Here is a 14913-nt window from a genome sequence, read left to right as displayed (position 1 = left end):
ACTCGAATAACACGCTTATATCCAAATGGAATTGATTATGCCAAAAGTGCGATTTGTGCCGAATTATTGTTCAGCCCGCCGGTTGATAAAGCGATTGAAGTCGGTTTGCAACATATTAATCACTGAGGATGACCAGCGAACAGCGCTATTTTCTGGCAGTGACTGGGGCATAAACACCGCGTAAGCGAATAACGCCATACACAGCACGCGTTCGAGCTGGTTGCCTTTACGCGGCGCGAGGATAGGAAAACGAAAGCGCCAGCGGCAGGGCCACAGTAGTGGGACGCCTGCGGGCGTGAGCATATCGGCAAGGATATGGCTCAGATAACCCAGCACCATCCCTTGCAGCGCGTCGGCGGGGACAATCCAGCTCTCAGGCACTTTGAGATAGAACACGGTAAGCAAGCCGAACACCGCCAGCAGACTGTGGGTAAAGCCCCGATGGCCAAACATACGCGCAATGGGTTTTGACAGCCAGCTTAGCCGCTGACCGAGAAACGAGCGGGGATGATCGATGTCAGGAAGCAGACAGGTCAAAATGGCCGACGGCACGACGTGCCACCAGTCACCCTGTGCTAACACAGGGGTCAGTTCGGCATTTTTAGCAAACACCGCGCAGGCGATGGAAAAGAGCAGATGACCTTCCGCCGTCATGATAAAACCCATTGTTCTGTAAATTCATACAGTATAGGGTTTTTGTACAGTAGGCGGAAGTGGTTACAGTGTAACTCTTTGTCAAAAAATTAACGCGCCAACCAGCCACCGTCGACGGCGACCGTATAGCCATTGATGTAGTCAGAAGCTGGGGAGGCCAGGAAGACCACCGGGCCTTTGAGATCTTCGGGGGTACCCCAGCGTGCGGCGGGGATTCTGTCGAGGATTTCCTTACTTCGTTCGCTGTCTTCGCGAAGCTGCTGCGTATTATCGGTTGCCATATAGCCTGGCGCAATCGCGTTAACGTTGACGTTATGCTGGGCCCATTCGTTGGCTAACAAACGGGTGAGGCCTAATACCCCGCTTTTTGAGGCGGTGTAGGATGGCACGCGTATACCGCCCTGGAAAGAGAGCATTGAGGCAATATTAATGATTTTGCCGCCGCCACCCTGCGCCAGGAACTGTTTCGCTACTGCCTGAGAGAGGAAAAAGACCGATTTTAGATTCAGGTTCATCACCTCGTCCCAATCTTTTTCGCTAAAGGTCAGTGCATCTTCGCGACGAATGGTGCCAGCATTATTGACCAGAATATCAATCCGTCCTGCGGCTTTCACAGCAGCAGGGACGATATCGGCAATGCTGTCATGGCGGCTGAGATCGGCCTGTATGGCAAAAAGTTGACGCCCAAGGGCCTTCACTTTTTCTGCCGTTTCCTGCGGCACGCGTCGGCTGACGCTGACAATATCACAACCCGCCTCCGCTAATCCCAGCGCCATTCCCTGGCCCAGACCTTTATCACACCCGGTCACGAGCGCAACTTTACCTTGCAAATTGAAAGCATTCAGAATCATGTCGACCCCTGTATACGGTTTTTATCGTTTTGATGGATGACCTACAGGGCGAAGCATAGAAGGGGGAAAGCAAAAATTCAAATAATTTTAAAACAGCGTTTCATTTTTATGATGTGGCTAGCATTTGCGGGCACAATACGTGCCCGCAGAGCGATTAGCCGCACAGATTTTCGCGGGTTAGGGATTCGAGCGACAGCAGTTTTACATCAGCCAGACTAAAACGTGGATCCTGTTGGCTTGCCGCTTCCGGAACGACAATAGAGCGCATACGCGCGGCTTTGCTGGCAATCATGCCGTTGACGGAATCTTCCAGCGCCACGCAGCACAGCGGGTCGACGCCAAGCTCAGCGGCACAGTTAAGGTACACCAGCGGGTGCGGTTTACTGTACGCCAGCGTATCGGCGGAGGCCAGCGCGTCAAACTGGTCGCGCAGGTCAAATAGGGCGAGCACTTTTTCGAGCATATACAGCGGTGAGGCAGAGGCGAGGCCCACTTTTAATCCAGAGGCTTTGCACAACGCAACGGCTTCGCGTACCCCAGGTAGCAGCGGATGCGTGGCTTCTACCTGTGAGATGACGCTGGCGATGATGCGTTTCACTACAGTCGCGCGGTCAGGACCGCTCCACGGCTGCTGTCCAAACCACAAATCCACTACCAGGTCGATACGTAAACCACGGGTATCAGGAAGCTCATGACGACGGCTAAAATCGACGCCCAGTTCACCCAGGACTTCGTGCTCAGCACGATCCCACAACGGTTCAGAATCGATCAGTAAACCATCCATATCAAAAATCGCAGCACGTATTTGGCGCTCGGCGGACATAACAACCTCTCCTTTAGGATAACGAATGCAGGGGAATGGTATATCATATCGGAGGTAAAGTCGGGCGAAAGTCGCCATCAGCAGATAGACTGAGGCTGAGTCCCGAAATAAAGCGTCTCAACAAGGGGAACCCATGACGTATCAACAAGCTGGACGCATTGCCATACTTAAGCGCATTGCCGGGTGGATTATTTTTATTCCCGCGCTGATTTCGACACTGATTTCACTGCTTAAATTTATGTATGAGCACAGCGCTAAGCAGCCAGGAATCGATGCTGTCATGATGGATTTTGTCCATGTGATGGTCGAAATGATGCGATTCAATACGCCGTTTTTGAATGTGTTCTGGTACAACTCACCGCAGCCAGATTTCAGCAACAGTCTGAACGTCCTGTTCTGGGTTATCTTTGCGCTGATTTTTGTGGCATTAGCGTTACAGGATTCTGGAGCGCGTATGTCGCGCCAGGCGAAGTTCTTACGTGAAGGGGTGAACGATCAGCTGATTCTGGAGAAAGCGAAAGGGACGGAAGGATTAAGCCGTGAAGCACTGGAAGCGCGTATCGAAGTGCCGCGCCATACTATTTTCGTTCAGTTTTTCCCGCTTTACGTTCTGCCGATTATCGTGATTGTTGTCGGCTACTTCGTATTAAAAGTTCTGGGTTTCCTCTGAATGCAGCAAGCCCGGCGATGCCGGGCTTGTGATTACGCAGTGGGAATGGCGCGCGGTTTGCCTTGAGGGTCGACCGCGACGTAGATAAACAGTGCCTCGGTCGCTTTATAACGCTGTCCAATCGGTTCGGAAGAAACTTTCTTCACCCACACTTCAATGTTGATGGTTATCGACGTATTACCGCGTTTTACGCAGCGCGCGTAGCAGCACACGACATCGCCAACCGCCACAGGCCGCAAAAATGTCATGCCATCAACCCTTACGGTGACCACGCGACCATGCGCCACTTCTTTCGCCATAATGGCGCCACCAATATCCATTTGTGACATGATCCAACCGCCGAAAATATCGCCGTTGGCATTGGTATCCGCAGGCATCGCTAATGTGCGTAATACCAGCTCACCCTGAGGAGCGTCATTTTGTAGTGTCATTCTTATTCTCTGTGCTTACTTATGGTCGTCTTGTGGCATATGGCGATAGATGTAAACCCCGCTTAGCACGGTAAATGCTAGCGTCAGCGCCGTCAGACCGAACACCTTAAAGTTGACCCAAATGTTTTGTGGTAACCAGAAGGCGATATAAATATTTGCTAACCCACAGAGGATGAAAAAGACCGCCCAAGCGACGTTAAGTTTTGACCAGACCGCTTGTGGCAGGGTTAACTCTTTCCCCAGCATCCGCTGGATCAGCGGTTTTTTCATCACCCACTGGCTGACCAGCAGGGCACCGGCGAACAGTCCGTAAATAACGGTCACTTTCCACTTAATGAATTCATCGTTATGGAAGAACAGGGTCAGGCCACCAAAAACGGCCACCAGGACGAAGGTGATCAACGCCATTTTTTCGACTTTGCGATAGCGGACCCAACTGTAAATCAGCACCACTGCGGTGGCGACAATCAGCGCGGCAGTCGCGGTGTAGATGTCATAAATCTTGTAAAAGGCGAAGAAAACCACCAGCGGTAAAAAATCCAGAAACTGCTTCATACTTCGATTCCGTCGTTCAGCACTGCCCGCGAGCGGGCAGCATCAGATTAGTTACGAATCAGCATATACATGCGGAATAAATAAATCAGCAACAATGCTGAAATCAGGTTGCTCAGCGTATTGAGCACCACGGCACCCAGGTATGGCGTGAGCACGGCAAAGCTGGATGCGAACAACAGCAGTAGCGTTTTTGCCAGCATCCAACCGACTACCGCCGGCGCGATAAGGCGCATATTGGCCCAGCCAAGACGCGTACTGCTGCGCATGGCAGAGAATACGCCCAGTTTATCCTGCACCATCATCACCGGCGCGAAGGCCAGCACGATAGCCAGCAAAATTCCCGGCACCACAATCAGCATCACGCCCATCTGAATCAGGAAGGTGCTGATAAAGATAAGCAGTAACAGCTTTGGCAGCACCGGTACGCTAGCCCCGATGGCGCGCAAAGCGCTTACCGGTTGCCCGGCGGAAATTAACTGAATCATCAGCAACACACCGCCCGCCAGAATGGCATTACCAATCAGCCCAGCAAACGTTGAGGCCGCAGAAGACTGTAACAAGATCTGCTGTTGTTCCGGCGTCATGTTCTGAACCAAATCAAACAGACCGGTGCTTCCGGTGAGATGCTCGCCGACCGTCAGCGTAGCAAGCTGCTCTTCGCTGGGAGAGAAGGCATGGCCGAGCACCACCGTGATAAATGAACAGAGCAATGAAATCAGTAAGATGGTTATAAACTGATTACGGAAAAAATTACCCGTGTCACGGTATACAGACTGCGCCGTGATAGACATGCACTCTCCTTGAGTATTGCAGGTGTTAATTAGTCGGCAATTGTACCGCAAATCTCGTGGCCGTAGCACTCTTCGCAAGACACCCGCTAAGTATATCTTTGTAAAGAGGAAGCCTTAATGAGCAACTCAGTACAGTGATGTGTACATAAGATGAACATAGCCTGTTTTCATTGCCGATTAATCATTCAATATTTACCCGACGAAGAGTTTCTTTTTCGATTGCGGAAAATTGATCCGAGTATTAATCACGTTATGTTACAAAGTCGTAAAAATTAATCTAGATCAATAAAGGTTAAATCTAATGACTTTGTGTGATCTATAGATGATCAAAAGTAACTCGTTATAGGTATATTTGCCGCGTTTGAAAAACCATAACGAGGAAGTGGATATGAAAAAGTTAGCAGTGGTTGCATTAGCGTTAAGTACCTTATCCGGAAGCGTCTGGGCGCATGAGGCAGGGGAATTTTTCATTCGCGCGGGTTCTGCGACGGTGCGTCCAACCGAAGGGTCGGATAACGTTCTGGGAAGTCTCGGTAGCTTTAACGTCAGCAACAATACGCAGCTTGGCTTAACCTTTACCTATATGGCGACCGATAACATCGGTATCGAACTATTGGCTGCCAGCCCATTCCGTCACAAAGTCGGTACAGGGCCAACCGGCAATATCGCCACTGTTCATCAACTGCCGCCCACGCTGATGGCGCAGTGGTATTTCGGTGACGCGCAAAGCAAATTCCGCCCATATGTGGGGGCAGGGATTAACTACACTACGTTCTTTGACAGTGATTTTAACGACACGGGCAAAGAAGCAGGACTTTCCGATCTGAGTCTCGACGACTCCTGGGGCGCGGCAGGGCAGGTGGGGCTGGATTATTTGATTAACCGTGATTGGCTGCTGAATATGTCGGTCTGGTACATGGATATCGACACCAACGTGAAGTTTAAAGCGGGTGGCGTGAACCAGAGTGTGAGTACGCGTCTGGATCCGTGGGTGTTTATGTTCTCAGCCGGTTACCGCTTCTGATTGATTGCAAGGCGAGCCATGACTTGGCCCGCCTTGCACGCTTTCCTACAGGAAGGAGGGGAAGTTGCTACCCCTGCGCCTTAAGATCAAACGGTTGAGAAATCGCCCAGCGAGAAGCAAAATGTTGCTGATATTGCGCCACTACTTTTGGCATGTTTTTGATAACCAGGACGTTCTCACTGTTATCATATTCCGCAGACTTAGCGTAATTGAATGACCCCGTCTCAAGAGTGGAACCATCCACTATCATCATCTTGTCATGCTGGATGTGATAATGCCCGTCGATACGTAATGCTACACCATGACTGACAACATCCCGCATTGCAGCCAGAGAGGCGTGACCTCTGTTACGATGTTTATCAATGACGACCTGTACGCTAACCCCTCGCTGCTGCGCGGCATCCAGGGCTTTTGTAATATCTTTAGCCTGGAATGCATAAGCCACCATCTGGATAGAAGAATGCGCACTGTTGATGGTTTCCAGCACCAGCTTCTGCGCGCTGCCCTCTGGGGAAAATCCTGCTTCGATTGAGGGCGCGGCTTTAGCGGAACCGGCGGAAAGCAACAGCAAAAAAGCTAAGGTGGTCGGTATATCTTTTCTCATTTCACACCTGAAAAGTGATTAAGAGCACGTCATATTATTTCCTGAGGTTAGCGATAATACTCGCATCAACGGCCCCTGACACGTAGCGATGAGAGAATGAATTGATGATGGTCTGATCGTGCCCGACGACGAGGTTTTGCATAAGAAAGCGCGCGCTTGCGCCAATAGCTATTGTTGGCGCCAAAAAAAAGCCCGCATTATATGCGGGCAAAAATACTGGAAGCAATGTGAGCAATGTCGTACCGAATACCTGAGTGATTTACTCAACCATTCGGTAATGAGAAAGATAATAGTTCTCATCTAAGATATCAACCCCACCTTTTGTGTGAAAGCGATTTTTTTTACTTGATGAGAAAAACGGTTCTTTTCTGACTGTTATCTAAAGGCCATGCTGTGGCCACTTCTTGCACTGACACCGGTGTGGCGGCGATGGTAAATCTGCCTACCACGGCTGCCTGTAACATTTCACCTGTCGCCTGTAAAAGCTGCTGTAAGCTCAGACTGCCGATTCCGCTGCCCAACAGCTGCAACGGCGAGGAGCGCAATATCGCACTGTTGAGAGTAATGTCACTGCCAGCCAGTGAACCGACCTGCACATAGCGAACAGGTGAGCGCCCTGGGCTGTGTTTTGCCAGCGCCGGGAGCAGTAATTCCGCACTGTGTCCCCATAAATAATCCACCACCACGTCAATCTGCTGGCTTGCCAGCTCGGCAAACTGCGCGCTAAGTGCTCTATCATCGGCAGTTAACAGTACGCTTGCGTCAGCCCCGAGAGATGCCAATACCTGAGGGTTACGCCCGGTGGCTATCACTTTCTTCGCCCCCAGATGGCGTGCAATTTGAATAGCCAACTGCCCGGCGGTACCAGTGGCACCATTAATCAGCACCGTTTCACCCGCTTTAAATCCTGCACGTTGAACTAGCGCTGCCCATGCCGACATTCCCGGGTTTGCCATTGCAGCGGCGGTAATATCGTCTAACGCCTCAGGCAGTGGTAAACAGTGTTGCAACGCGACGGGCGCATACTGCGCCATGCTACCCCACGGAGCGGTAGGGAAGGCGAAGTAGACACGCTGGCCGTCAGGTAGCGTACCGATGCCATCGATACCGACGCCAAATGGTAGGGTGTCGTCAAAGCTGTAATGCTTGCCGGAAGCCCGGCTTTTCACCACGTGGCTGATAGCGGCGGCGCGCACCTGTATCAGCGTGTGATGTTCGTTAGGTTGTGGGTCGGTAAAGTCGGCCCATACCGGTCCTTGTGCAAGGTCAAAAACCACGGCTGCTTTCATTGTTCTGTCTCCACAAAGTATTTATGTGTAAAATGCACATATCAGATAACGGCACTATACTCGGCTGGATAATATATGCAATACGCACATAATAATTATGACATCACCGAATTCCACGGTGCGCTGCTCGATATCATCGGCGTGATGAACCAACCTGTTCGTGACGAACAGTTGTTACAGGCGGCGGGCGTAAAGTTGGATCAAATCCTCTTCCCGTTACTGGTCGCCATTGGACGCCGAGGGCCGATAGGGGTGGTTGAGCTGGCGGATAACCTCGGTCGTGACTACACCACTGTCAGCCGACAGGTGAAGAAATTAGAGGCGTTAGAACTGGCGCATAAACAGCCGAACGCGCAGGACAGGCGGATAAGCGAAGTGACGCTAAGTGAACAAGGACGGGCTATTTTTGATGCGATAGCGATAGCAAGGCAGAAGCTGATGAATCAGGTGCTGGTGGCATGGTCGCCGGAAGAAGTGGAGGCGCTGTTTACGCTTACGCGTAAGTACGCTGACAGCCTGCAACAAAAATAGGCCGCCTGACGGGTATCAGGCGGCCTTAACATCATGCGGTTAGGGTGGCCGCTTTCATGCCCTTCACAAAGCTTGCAAGCTCGTCCAGCATTGCCTGTGGGTTCTCGACGTTACGTTCGATAATTTTAACAATCGCTGAACCAGAAATCGCCCCAGCCGCACCCGCTTCGATGGTAGCGCTAACCTGATCGGGCGCTGAAATACCAAAACCCTGTAACGGCGGCGCGGCGTTGTACTCGACCAGTTTCTCCACCAGATGGTGCAGCGGCAGCGCGGCACGTGATTCGGTACCCGTAACGCCTGCGCGGGACAGCAGATAGGTATAGCCACGCCCGTGCTCAGCAATCTGACGCAGCAACTCGTCATCAGCATTCGGTGGGCAGATAAAGATCGGTGCCACATTGTGACGCAATGCTGCCTGGCGGAACGGTGCAGACTCTTCGACCGGCACGTCGGCGACCAGAACGGAATCCACGCCTACGCGCTCACACTGCGCATAGAACTCGTCAATCCCGCCGCTGAAGACCAAGTTGGCGTACATCAACAGGCCAATTGGAATGGTCGGGTGTTTTTGACGAATCGCCGCCAGCATCTCAAAACACTGAGTTGGCGTCACGCCCGCGGCAAAAGCGCGCAAGGTCGCATTCTGGATGGTAGGGCCGTCAGCCAATGGATCGGAGAACGGAATGCCCAGCTCAAGCGCATCGGCTCCGGCTTCAATCAGCGTGTCGATGATTTTCAGCGATTGGCCAGGGTTTGGATCGCCAAGGGTCACGAAGGGAACGAATGCGCCTTCCTTGCGGGCCTTCAGTGTTGCAAACAGGTTGTCATAGCGTTCCATCAGATTTCCCCTCGCGCTTTCAGAATATCATGTACGGTAAAGATGTCTTTGTCGCCGCGACCGGAGAGGTTAACTACCAGCAGTTGCTCTTTTTCCGGGTTTTCACGGATCATTTTCAGTGCGTGAGCCAGCGCGTGAGAAGATTCCAGCGCCGGGATAATTCCTTCATGGCGGCTGAGTTCTTTAAACGCGTCCAGCGCTTCGTTATCGGTAATCGACACGTATTCCGCGCGGCCGATGCTGTTGAGGAAGGCGTGCTGCGGTCCAACGGACGGGAAGTCCAGCCCGGCGGAGATTGAGTAAGATTCTTCAATCTGGCCTTCATCGGTCTGCATCATCGGCGATTTCATGCCGAAATAGATACCCACGCGACCGTGTTTGAGCGGTGCGCCGTGCTCGCCGGTTTCAATACCATGGCCAGCAGGCTCAACGCCAATCAGGCCGACGCTGGTCTCTTCGATAAAGTCGGCGAACATGCCGATGGCGTTGGAACCCCCGCCGACGCAGGCGATAACGGCATCCGGCAGACGGCCTTCTTTTTCGCGAATCTGCACTTTGGTTTCTTCACCAATCATGCGCTGGAATTCACGCACAATGGTTGGGAACGGGTGCGGGCCTGCTGCTGTGCCGAGCATGTAGTGCGCGGTTTCATAGCTGCCAGACCAGTCACGCAGTGCCTCGTTACAGGCATCTTTAAGCGTAGCGGAGCCGCTGTGTACTGCAATCACTTCCGCGCCCATCAGACGCATACGGAATACGTTTGGTGACTGACGTTCAATGTCTTTTGCACCCATATAGATGCGACACTTCAAGCCCAGAAGAGCACAGGCAAGCGCTGACGCGACACCATGTTGACCTGCGCCGGTTTCAGCGATGATTTCGGTTTTGCCCATCCGTTTTGCCAGCAATGCCTGGCCCAATACCTGGTTGGTTTTGTGTGCGCCGCCGTGCAGCAGGTCTTCACGCTTTAAGTACAGCGTGGTTTTGCTGCCCGCCGTCAGGTTGCGGCATTTGGTCAGAGCGGTTGGACGCCCGGCGTAGTTTTTCAACAGGTCGGTAAATTCTGCCTGGAATTCAGGGTCTTTCTGCGCGCTGACAAAAGCTTCTTCCAGCTGGCGCAGGGCAGGCATCAGAATCTGCGGAACGTACATCCCGCCAAATTCACCAAAATAGGGGTTCAGTAAAGTGCTCATTATTGCTCCTTAATATGCGCGCAGCGTTTGAAATGCCGAGGCCAGTTTGCTGGCATCTTTAATGCCGGGTTCTAATTCTACGCCTGAGTTGAAATCCAGCCCGGCGCAGCCGCTTTTGGCGGCGATCACACAGTTATCTGCGCTTAATCCACCGGCCAGAATCACGTTACTCAGATCCTGACCTTGTAATAAAGACCAATCAAAACGCTGACCCGTACCGCCCTGACCATTGTCGAAGACGTATTTGTCGACGTGGTTAAGTAGACGTTCGGGTAACGTGTCCGCCACGCTCAGCGCTTTCCAGATTTGAACCTCTGCGGGCAAGACAGCGCGCAGGGCGTCGATATCGGCCTGGCTTTCGTCGCCGTGTAGCTGAACGGCACTCAGCTGTAGCGTCGTGACGCGTTCGATAATGTCCGCGATCGGCGCGTTGCGGAATACGCCGACGTAGGAGAGCGGCGCGGCCTTAATCACCTCTTGCGCTTGCTCAACGCTTACAGCACGCGGCGAGGTTGGGACGAAAATCAGACCACCATAAATGGCACCGGCTTCGAAAGCGGCCTGTGCATCCTGCGGACGGGTCAAGCCGCAGACTTTGTTCTCGCCCAGCAGCACGCGGCGAACGGCAGCATTAAGGTCGTCATGCGACATCATCGCCGAGCCAATCAGGAAGCCGTTGGCGAAGTGGCTCAGTTCACGGACCTGCGCGTTGGTGTTGATGCCTGACTCACTGATTACCGTGACTTCATGACCCAAACGCGGTGCTAACTGGCGTGTACGGTTAAGATCGATGGAAAGATCGCGCAAGTCGCGGTTATTAATGCCGACCACTCTGGCCTTCAACGCAATCGCGCGTTCGAGTTCTTCTTCATTACTGACTTCGGTCAGCACGCCCATACTCAGACTGTGCGCCACGGCGGCAAGCTGGCGATACTGCTCGTCGTCAAGCACCGACAGCATCAACAGGCAGGCATCAGCCTGGTAGTAACGCGCCAGATAAATCTGGTAAGCGTCGATAATAAAGTCTTTGCACAAAATCGGCTGTGGTGCGATTTGGCTAACGATCGGCAGGAAATCAAAGCTGCCGTGGAAGTACTTTTCATCCGTCAGAACGGAAATGGCCGAGGCGTAATGTTTATAAACGTTGGCAATATGCGCAGGATCGAAATCCTCACGGATCACGCCTTTCGACGGAGAGGCTTTCTTGCACTCCAGAATAAAGGCGGTGCGGGTGCCACGCAGTGCATCGTAGAAATGACGCTGGCTTGGCTGCACCTCATTCTGGAACGAGGCTAACGGTTGTTGTTGTTTACGGGATTCTACCCAAATTGCCTTGTCAGCCACGATTTTCGCTAATACGGTCTGCATTTTTTATCCTCTTGCCGCTAATGCGGTCACGCGGTCGTAAGCTGCACCACTGTGCAGTACATCAAGCACCTGCTGGACGTTGGCTTTCAGGTCTTCGTGACCGTAAAGGCGCATCAACATAGCGACGTTTACCGCGACGGCGGACTCGTGCGCAGTCTCACCTTTACCTTGTAGTAAGCGCGTCAGAATGTCACGGTTTTCTTCCGGCGTACCACCTGCCAGCTCGGCCTGATGGTACGGGGTGAGGCCGAAGTCATCTGCGGTTAACTGATAGCTCTTAATTTCGCCGTTATGCAGCTCAGCCACAACGGTCGGCGCATGTAATGAGACTTCATCCATGCCACCGCTGTGAACCACCGCGGCACGCTCGTAACCGAGAACGCGCAGGGTTTCAGCAATCGGCAGTACCAGTTCAGGGCTGTAGACGCCAATCAGCGCCAGTGGCGGGTGAGCCGGGTTAATCAGCGGCCCCAGCACATTAAACAGGGTCCGGGTTTTCAACTGCTGACGTACCGGCATCGCGTGGCGGAAACCGGTGTGATACTTCGGTGCAAACAGGAAGCAGACGTTCAGCTCATCCAGCGCCTGGCGCGATTTGTCGGCGTTCATGTCCAGATTGATGCCAAAAGCCGCCAGCAGGTCAGAAGAGCCAGACTTACTGGAGACGCTACGGTTCCCGTGCTTGGCGACCTTCAGGCCACACGCGGCGGCCACAAAGGCGCTGGCGGTGGAAATATTAATACTGTTGCTGCCATCACCGCCGGTACCCACGATATCGGCAAACGGGTAGTCCGGACGCGGGAACGGTGCGGCGTTTTCCAGCAGCGCGGTGGCGGCGCCAGCAATTTCATTCGGGCTTTCGCCACGAATTTTCATACTGACCAGCGCGGCGGCCAGTTGTTCAGGTTTCACTTCACCGCGAACTACGGCGGAGAATAGCTGGTGGCTTTCTTGCTGAGTCAGCGTCTGGGCCTGGTAGAGTTTTTCCAGAATCGGTTGCAGGGTGTTGCTCTGCTCCAGTTTCTGTAGCGCCCATGCCAGAGTTTGTTCCAGCAGGCGTGCGCCCTGAGTGGTCAGAATGGACTCCGGGTGGAACTGGAAGCCACAAACGCGATCCGCATCGTGACGAACGGCCATCACCATGCCGTTAAAATGGGCATTAATGGTTAAACCCGCCGGAATATTGCTGCCCACCAGAGAGTGATAACGCGCGACCGGCAGCGGGTTGCTCAAACCGTCGAACATCGCCTGACCGTCATGCTCAATGCTCGATGCTTTACCGTGCAGAATTTCACCGGCCTGACCCACATAACCGCCATACGCTTCAACAATTGCCTGATGACCGAGACAGATGCCGATAATCGGCAGCTTGCCGCGCATACGTGTCAGCAGTTCAGGCATGCAGCCCGCTTCAGACGGCGCGCCGGGGCCGGGAGACAGCATCAACACCGGGTTCGCCATGGTGCCCAGACGCTCGATTAAGGTTTGCGCTGGAACATGGTTGCGGTAAATCACCACGTTGTGACCGTTTGCACGCAGCTGATCTGCCAGGTTGTAAGTAAAAGAGTCGATATTATCGAGCAGCAGAATGTCAGCCATCAGAAAATCTCCTGTGCATGATGGGCGGTAGCAATGGCGCGCAGAACGGCACGGGCTTTATTTCGGGTTTCATCGGCTTCAGATTGCGGTACGGAGTCCAGCACCACGCCAGCGCCAGCCTGTACGGTAGCAATGCCGTTTTCGACAAACGCTGAGCGGATAACGATGCAGGTGTCGAGGTCGCCATGGGCGGTGAAGTAGCCCACTGCGCCGCCGTAGCTGCCGCGTCGCTTGCCTTCTGCTGCGGCGATAAGCTGCATGGCGCGGACTTTTGGCGCACCGCTTAAGGTGCCCATGTTCATGCAGGCACGGTAAGCGTGCAGCACATCAAGGTCTTTACGCAGCTCGCCCACCACGCGGGAGACGAGGTGCATGACGAAGGAATAACGATCCACTTTGGTCAGGTCAGCGACGTAGCGGCTGCCCGGGGTACAGATGCGGGCGAGGTCGTTACGTGCGAGATCGACCAACATAAGATGTTCGGAAAGCTCTTTATGATCGGTGCGCATTTCAAGTTCAATGCGGCTGTCGAGATCGCGGTCCAGCGTGCCGTCAGCGCGGCGACCGCGTGGACGAGTCCCGGCAATGGGGTAAATTTCAATCTGACGGTTGGTGGCGTCGTACTTTAATGAACTCTCAGGTGATGCGCCGAACAGGGTGAAATCGTTATCCTGCATAAAGAACATGTACGGGCTTGGGTTGCTCTTTTTCAGCACGTCGTAGGCTGCCAGCGGTGACGGGCAGGGCAGGGAGAAGCGACGTGATGGTACCACCTGGAAAATCTCTCCCGCGCGGATCGCTTTTTGCATCTTGCGCACCACATCGCCGTACTCTTCATCGCTCTGATTGCACTCGCAGCGCATGGTTTTAATTTCGCGGACCGGCAGTGCCATCGGCGGTTCGTTCATCTGCTGACGAACCTGAGCAAGACGTTGCAGCAGGCGCTCTTTTTCCGTTTCGGACGGCGTGAACAGGCTTGCCTGAAGACGAGTGTTTTTGGTCTGATGGTCAATCACCAGCAGCGTTTCTGCCAGATAGAAGCAGTAATCCGGGCAAGCGTTATCGCTTTCAAGCTGCGGTAAATCTTCAAAACCGGCGACCAGGTCGTAGGCGAACAAGCCGCCGAAGAACATCGCTTCGCGTTCATCTTGCGGGACGACAACCAGCTCCTGCATCAGACGAAAAGCATCAAATACCGACAATGAGCACAGGCGGGCATCTTCATCCAACAGGTTGCTGACCGCCGGGAAGCGCAGCACGCGACAATTCGGTTGACGGTTATTTTCAACGCCGGAAGGCAGCGCAGCGTCGAGCAGAGGCAGTAATGACGCGCCGTTATCAGACAGAGCCTGAATGGTAACGGTATCGCCCAGCGCGGTGATGCGCAACGCGCTATCGACCAGCAGCAGGCTTTTTAAATCGTTTTTACTATCAATATCTGCGGACTCAAGCAGCAGAGTCGCCGGGCGCGCGCCACACAGTTGGTGAAATAGCGCGGTAGGGTTCTCACGATAAATCGCGTCACTGGTCAGAAGCTCGAGCAGGGGTTTTTGTGTTTGCATCGTTGTTCTCGCCTGATTCTGTATTATTTTTGCTTAATAAAAAGCCCGCGCATTGGCGGGCTGGGTATCTGTTTGCTTAACGCAGACGTGATGACTCCGCCCTACTGGGAAGTACGCCACCAACCGC

16 protein-coding genes and 1 other annotated feature (1 of these 17 running past the window's edge) are annotated in these 14913 nt (G+C 53.3%); of the genes, 3 read left to right on the top strand and 13 right to left on the bottom strand.

Annotation, left to right across the window (positions count from 1 at the left end):
* Positions 1 to 63 precede the first annotated feature (63 nt).
* From U0026_RS13170 to hxpB, 3 genes are all read right to left on the bottom strand, one after another.
* The gene (locus U0026_RS13170; protein ID WP_062774673.1) at positions 64 to 654 is read right to left on the bottom strand and encodes a metal-dependent hydrolase; all 591 of its coding nucleotides are present in this window, start codon (positions 652 to 654) and stop codon (positions 64 to 66) included.
* A gap of 89 nt (positions 655 to 743) precedes the next feature.
* Positions 744 to 1505 (bottom strand): 2-dehydro-3-deoxy-D-gluconate 5-dehydrogenase KduD, encoded by a 762-nt coding sequence (gene kduD, locus U0026_RS13165; protein WP_062774672.1) that lies wholly within the window; start codon positions 1503 to 1505, stop codon positions 744 to 746.
* A gap of 154 nt (positions 1506 to 1659) precedes the next feature.
* Entirely contained in the window at positions 1660 to 2328 is a 669-nt protein-coding gene (gene hxpB, locus U0026_RS13160; RefSeq protein WP_062774670.1) for a hexitol phosphatase HxpB, read from the bottom strand.
* A gap of 133 nt (positions 2329 to 2461) precedes the next feature.
* Between hxpB and U0026_RS13155 the strand changes: the two genes are divergently transcribed.
* A complete protein-coding gene (locus tag U0026_RS13155) occupies positions 2462 to 2998 on the top strand; it encodes a YniB family protein (RefSeq protein ID WP_062774668.1) in 537 nt (178 codons plus the stop codon).
* Positions 2999 to 3030: 32 nt separating this feature from the next.
* Here the strand turns inward: U0026_RS13155 and yciA are convergent, their stop codons facing one another.
* The 3 genes from yciA to U0026_RS13140 are packed head-to-tail and all read right to left on the bottom strand — an operon-like array spanning position 3031 to position 4775.
* Positions 3031 to 3429, bottom strand: a complete 399-nt coding sequence (gene yciA, locus U0026_RS13150; protein ID WP_062774667.1) for an acyl-CoA thioester hydrolase YciA — start codon at positions 3427 to 3429, stop codon at positions 3031 to 3033.
* Positions 3430 to 3444: 15 nt separating this feature from the next.
* Entirely contained in the window at positions 3445 to 3984 is a 540-nt protein-coding gene (locus U0026_RS13145) for a septation protein A (protein ID WP_062774665.1), read from the bottom strand.
* 47 nt (positions 3985 to 4031) lie between these two features.
* On the bottom strand, positions 4032 to 4775 hold the full coding sequence (locus U0026_RS13140; protein ID WP_062774663.1) for a YciC family protein: 744 nt from the start codon (positions 4773 to 4775) through the stop codon (positions 4032 to 4034).
* Between the two features lie 388 nt (positions 4776 to 5163).
* On the opposite strand from U0026_RS13140, the gene ompW reads away from it, so the two are divergent.
* Entirely contained in the window at positions 5164 to 5799 is a 636-nt protein-coding gene (gene ompW / locus U0026_RS13135; RefSeq protein ID WP_062774661.1) for an outer membrane protein OmpW, read from the top strand.
* A gap of 67 nt (positions 5800 to 5866) precedes the next feature.
* Here the strand turns inward: ompW and U0026_RS13130 are convergent, their stop codons facing one another.
* Together U0026_RS13130 and U0026_RS13125 are read right to left on the bottom strand one after the other, a co-directional pair.
* Positions 5867 to 6403: a phospholipase D family nuclease gene (locus U0026_RS13130; RefSeq protein ID WP_062774659.1), complete on the bottom strand. Its 537-nt coding sequence runs from the start codon at positions 6401 to 6403 to the stop codon at positions 5867 to 5869.
* 341 nt (positions 6404 to 6744) lie between these two features.
* Positions 6745 to 7692, bottom strand: a complete 948-nt coding sequence (locus U0026_RS13125; RefSeq protein WP_062774657.1) for a quinone oxidoreductase family protein — start codon at positions 7690 to 7692, stop codon at positions 6745 to 6747.
* 75 nt (positions 7693 to 7767) lie between these two features.
* On the opposite strand from U0026_RS13125, the gene U0026_RS13120 reads away from it, so the two are divergent.
* The gene (locus U0026_RS13120) at positions 7768 to 8223 is read left to right on the top strand and encodes a MarR family winged helix-turn-helix transcriptional regulator (protein ID WP_062774655.1); all 456 of its coding nucleotides are present in this window, start codon (positions 7768 to 7770) and stop codon (positions 8221 to 8223) included.
* 31 nt (positions 8224 to 8254) lie between these two features.
* Here U0026_RS13120 and trpA read toward each other — a convergent pair whose 3' ends face one another.
* The 5 genes from trpA to U0026_RS13095 are packed head-to-tail and all read right to left on the bottom strand — an operon-like array spanning position 8255 to position 14786.
* The gene (gene trpA / locus U0026_RS13115) at positions 8255 to 9064 is read right to left on the bottom strand and encodes a tryptophan synthase subunit alpha (RefSeq protein WP_062774653.1); all 810 of its coding nucleotides are present in this window, start codon (positions 9062 to 9064) and stop codon (positions 8255 to 8257) included.
* Positions 9064 to 10257, bottom strand: a complete 1194-nt coding sequence (gene trpB / locus U0026_RS13110; RefSeq protein ID WP_062774651.1) for a tryptophan synthase subunit beta — start codon at positions 10255 to 10257, stop codon at positions 9064 to 9066. Before trpB ends, trpA begins: the two co-directional genes overlap by 1 nt.
* A 9-nt stretch (positions 10258 to 10266) precedes the next feature.
* Positions 10267 to 11625, bottom strand: coding sequence for a bifunctional indole-3-glycerol-phosphate synthase TrpC/phosphoribosylanthranilate isomerase TrpF (gene trpCF, locus U0026_RS13105; RefSeq protein ID WP_062774650.1), 1359 nt, complete (start codon positions 11623 to 11625; stop codon positions 10267 to 10269).
* A 3-nt stretch (positions 11626 to 11628) separates the two neighbouring features.
* Entirely contained in the window at positions 11629 to 13224 is a 1596-nt protein-coding gene (gene trpD / locus U0026_RS13100; protein WP_062774648.1) for a bifunctional anthranilate synthase glutamate amidotransferase component TrpG/anthranilate phosphoribosyltransferase TrpD, read from the bottom strand.
* A complete protein-coding gene (locus U0026_RS13095) occupies positions 13224 to 14786 on the bottom strand; it encodes an anthranilate synthase component 1 (RefSeq protein WP_062774646.1) in 1563 nt (520 codons plus the stop codon). The genes trpD and U0026_RS13095 overlap by 1 nt, the downstream gene beginning before the upstream one ends.
* Before the next feature lie 35 nt (positions 14787 to 14821).
* Positions 14822 to 14913: a sequence feature (Trp leader region), on the bottom strand (it continues 1 nt past the right edge of the window).

The organism is Kluyvera intermedia (genome assembly GCF_034424175.1).
In the GTDB taxonomy this organism is placed as follows: domain Bacteria; phylum Pseudomonadota; class Gammaproteobacteria; order Enterobacterales; family Enterobacteriaceae; genus Kluyvera; species Kluyvera intermedia.
This window is presented reverse-complemented; position numbering and strand designations above follow the sequence as displayed.

Bases quoted from the DNA above. Each gene is read 5' to 3' on its own strand.
- U0026_RS13170 (WP_062774673.1), bottom strand. From the start codon at position 654: ATGACGGCGGAAGGTCATCTGCTCTTTTCCATCGCCTGCGCGGTGTTT.
- kduD (WP_062774672.1), bottom strand. From the start codon at position 1,505: ATGATTCTGAATGCTTTCAATTTGCAAGGTAAAGTTGCGCTCGTGACC.
- hxpB (WP_062774670.1), bottom strand. From the start codon at position 2,328: ATGTCCGCCGAGCGCCAAATACGTGCTGCGATTTTTGATATGGATGGT.
- U0026_RS13155 (WP_062774668.1), top strand. From the start codon at position 2,462: ATGACGTATCAACAAGCTGGACGCATTGCCATACTTAAGCGCATTGCC.
- yciA (WP_062774667.1), bottom strand. From the start codon at position 3,429: ATGACACTACAAAATGACGCTCCTCAGGGTGAGCTGGTATTACGCACA.
- U0026_RS13145 (WP_062774665.1), bottom strand. From the start codon at position 3,984: ATGAAGCAGTTTCTGGATTTTTTACCGCTGGTGGTTTTCTTCGCCTTT.
- U0026_RS13140 (WP_062774663.1), bottom strand. From the start codon at position 4,775: ATGTCTATCACGGCGCAGTCTGTATACCGTGACACGGGTAATTTTTTC.
- ompW (WP_062774661.1), top strand. From the start codon at position 5,164: ATGAAAAAGTTAGCAGTGGTTGCATTAGCGTTAAGTACCTTATCCGGA.
- U0026_RS13130 (WP_062774659.1), bottom strand. From the start codon at position 6,403: ATGAGAAAAGATATACCGACCACCTTAGCTTTTTTGCTGTTGCTTTCC.
- U0026_RS13125 (WP_062774657.1), bottom strand. From the start codon at position 7,692: ATGAAAGCAGCCGTGGTTTTTGACCTTGCACAAGGACCGGTATGGGCC.
- U0026_RS13120 (WP_062774655.1), top strand. From the start codon at position 7,768: ATGCAATACGCACATAATAATTATGACATCACCGAATTCCACGGTGCG.
- trpA (WP_062774653.1), bottom strand. From the start codon at position 9,064: ATGGAACGCTATGACAACCTGTTTGCAACACTGAAGGCCCGCAAGGAA.
- trpB (WP_062774651.1), bottom strand. From the start codon at position 10,257: ATGAGCACTTTACTGAACCCCTATTTTGGTGAATTTGGCGGGATGTAC.
- trpCF (WP_062774650.1), bottom strand. From the start codon at position 11,625: ATGCAGACCGTATTAGCGAAAATCGTGGCTGACAAGGCAATTTGGGTA.
- trpD (WP_062774648.1), bottom strand. From the start codon at position 13,224: ATGGCTGACATTCTGCTGCTCGATAATATCGACTCTTTTACTTACAAC.
- U0026_RS13095 (WP_062774646.1), bottom strand. From the start codon at position 14,786: ATGCAAACACAAAAACCCCTGCTCGAGCTTCTGACCAGTGACGCGATT.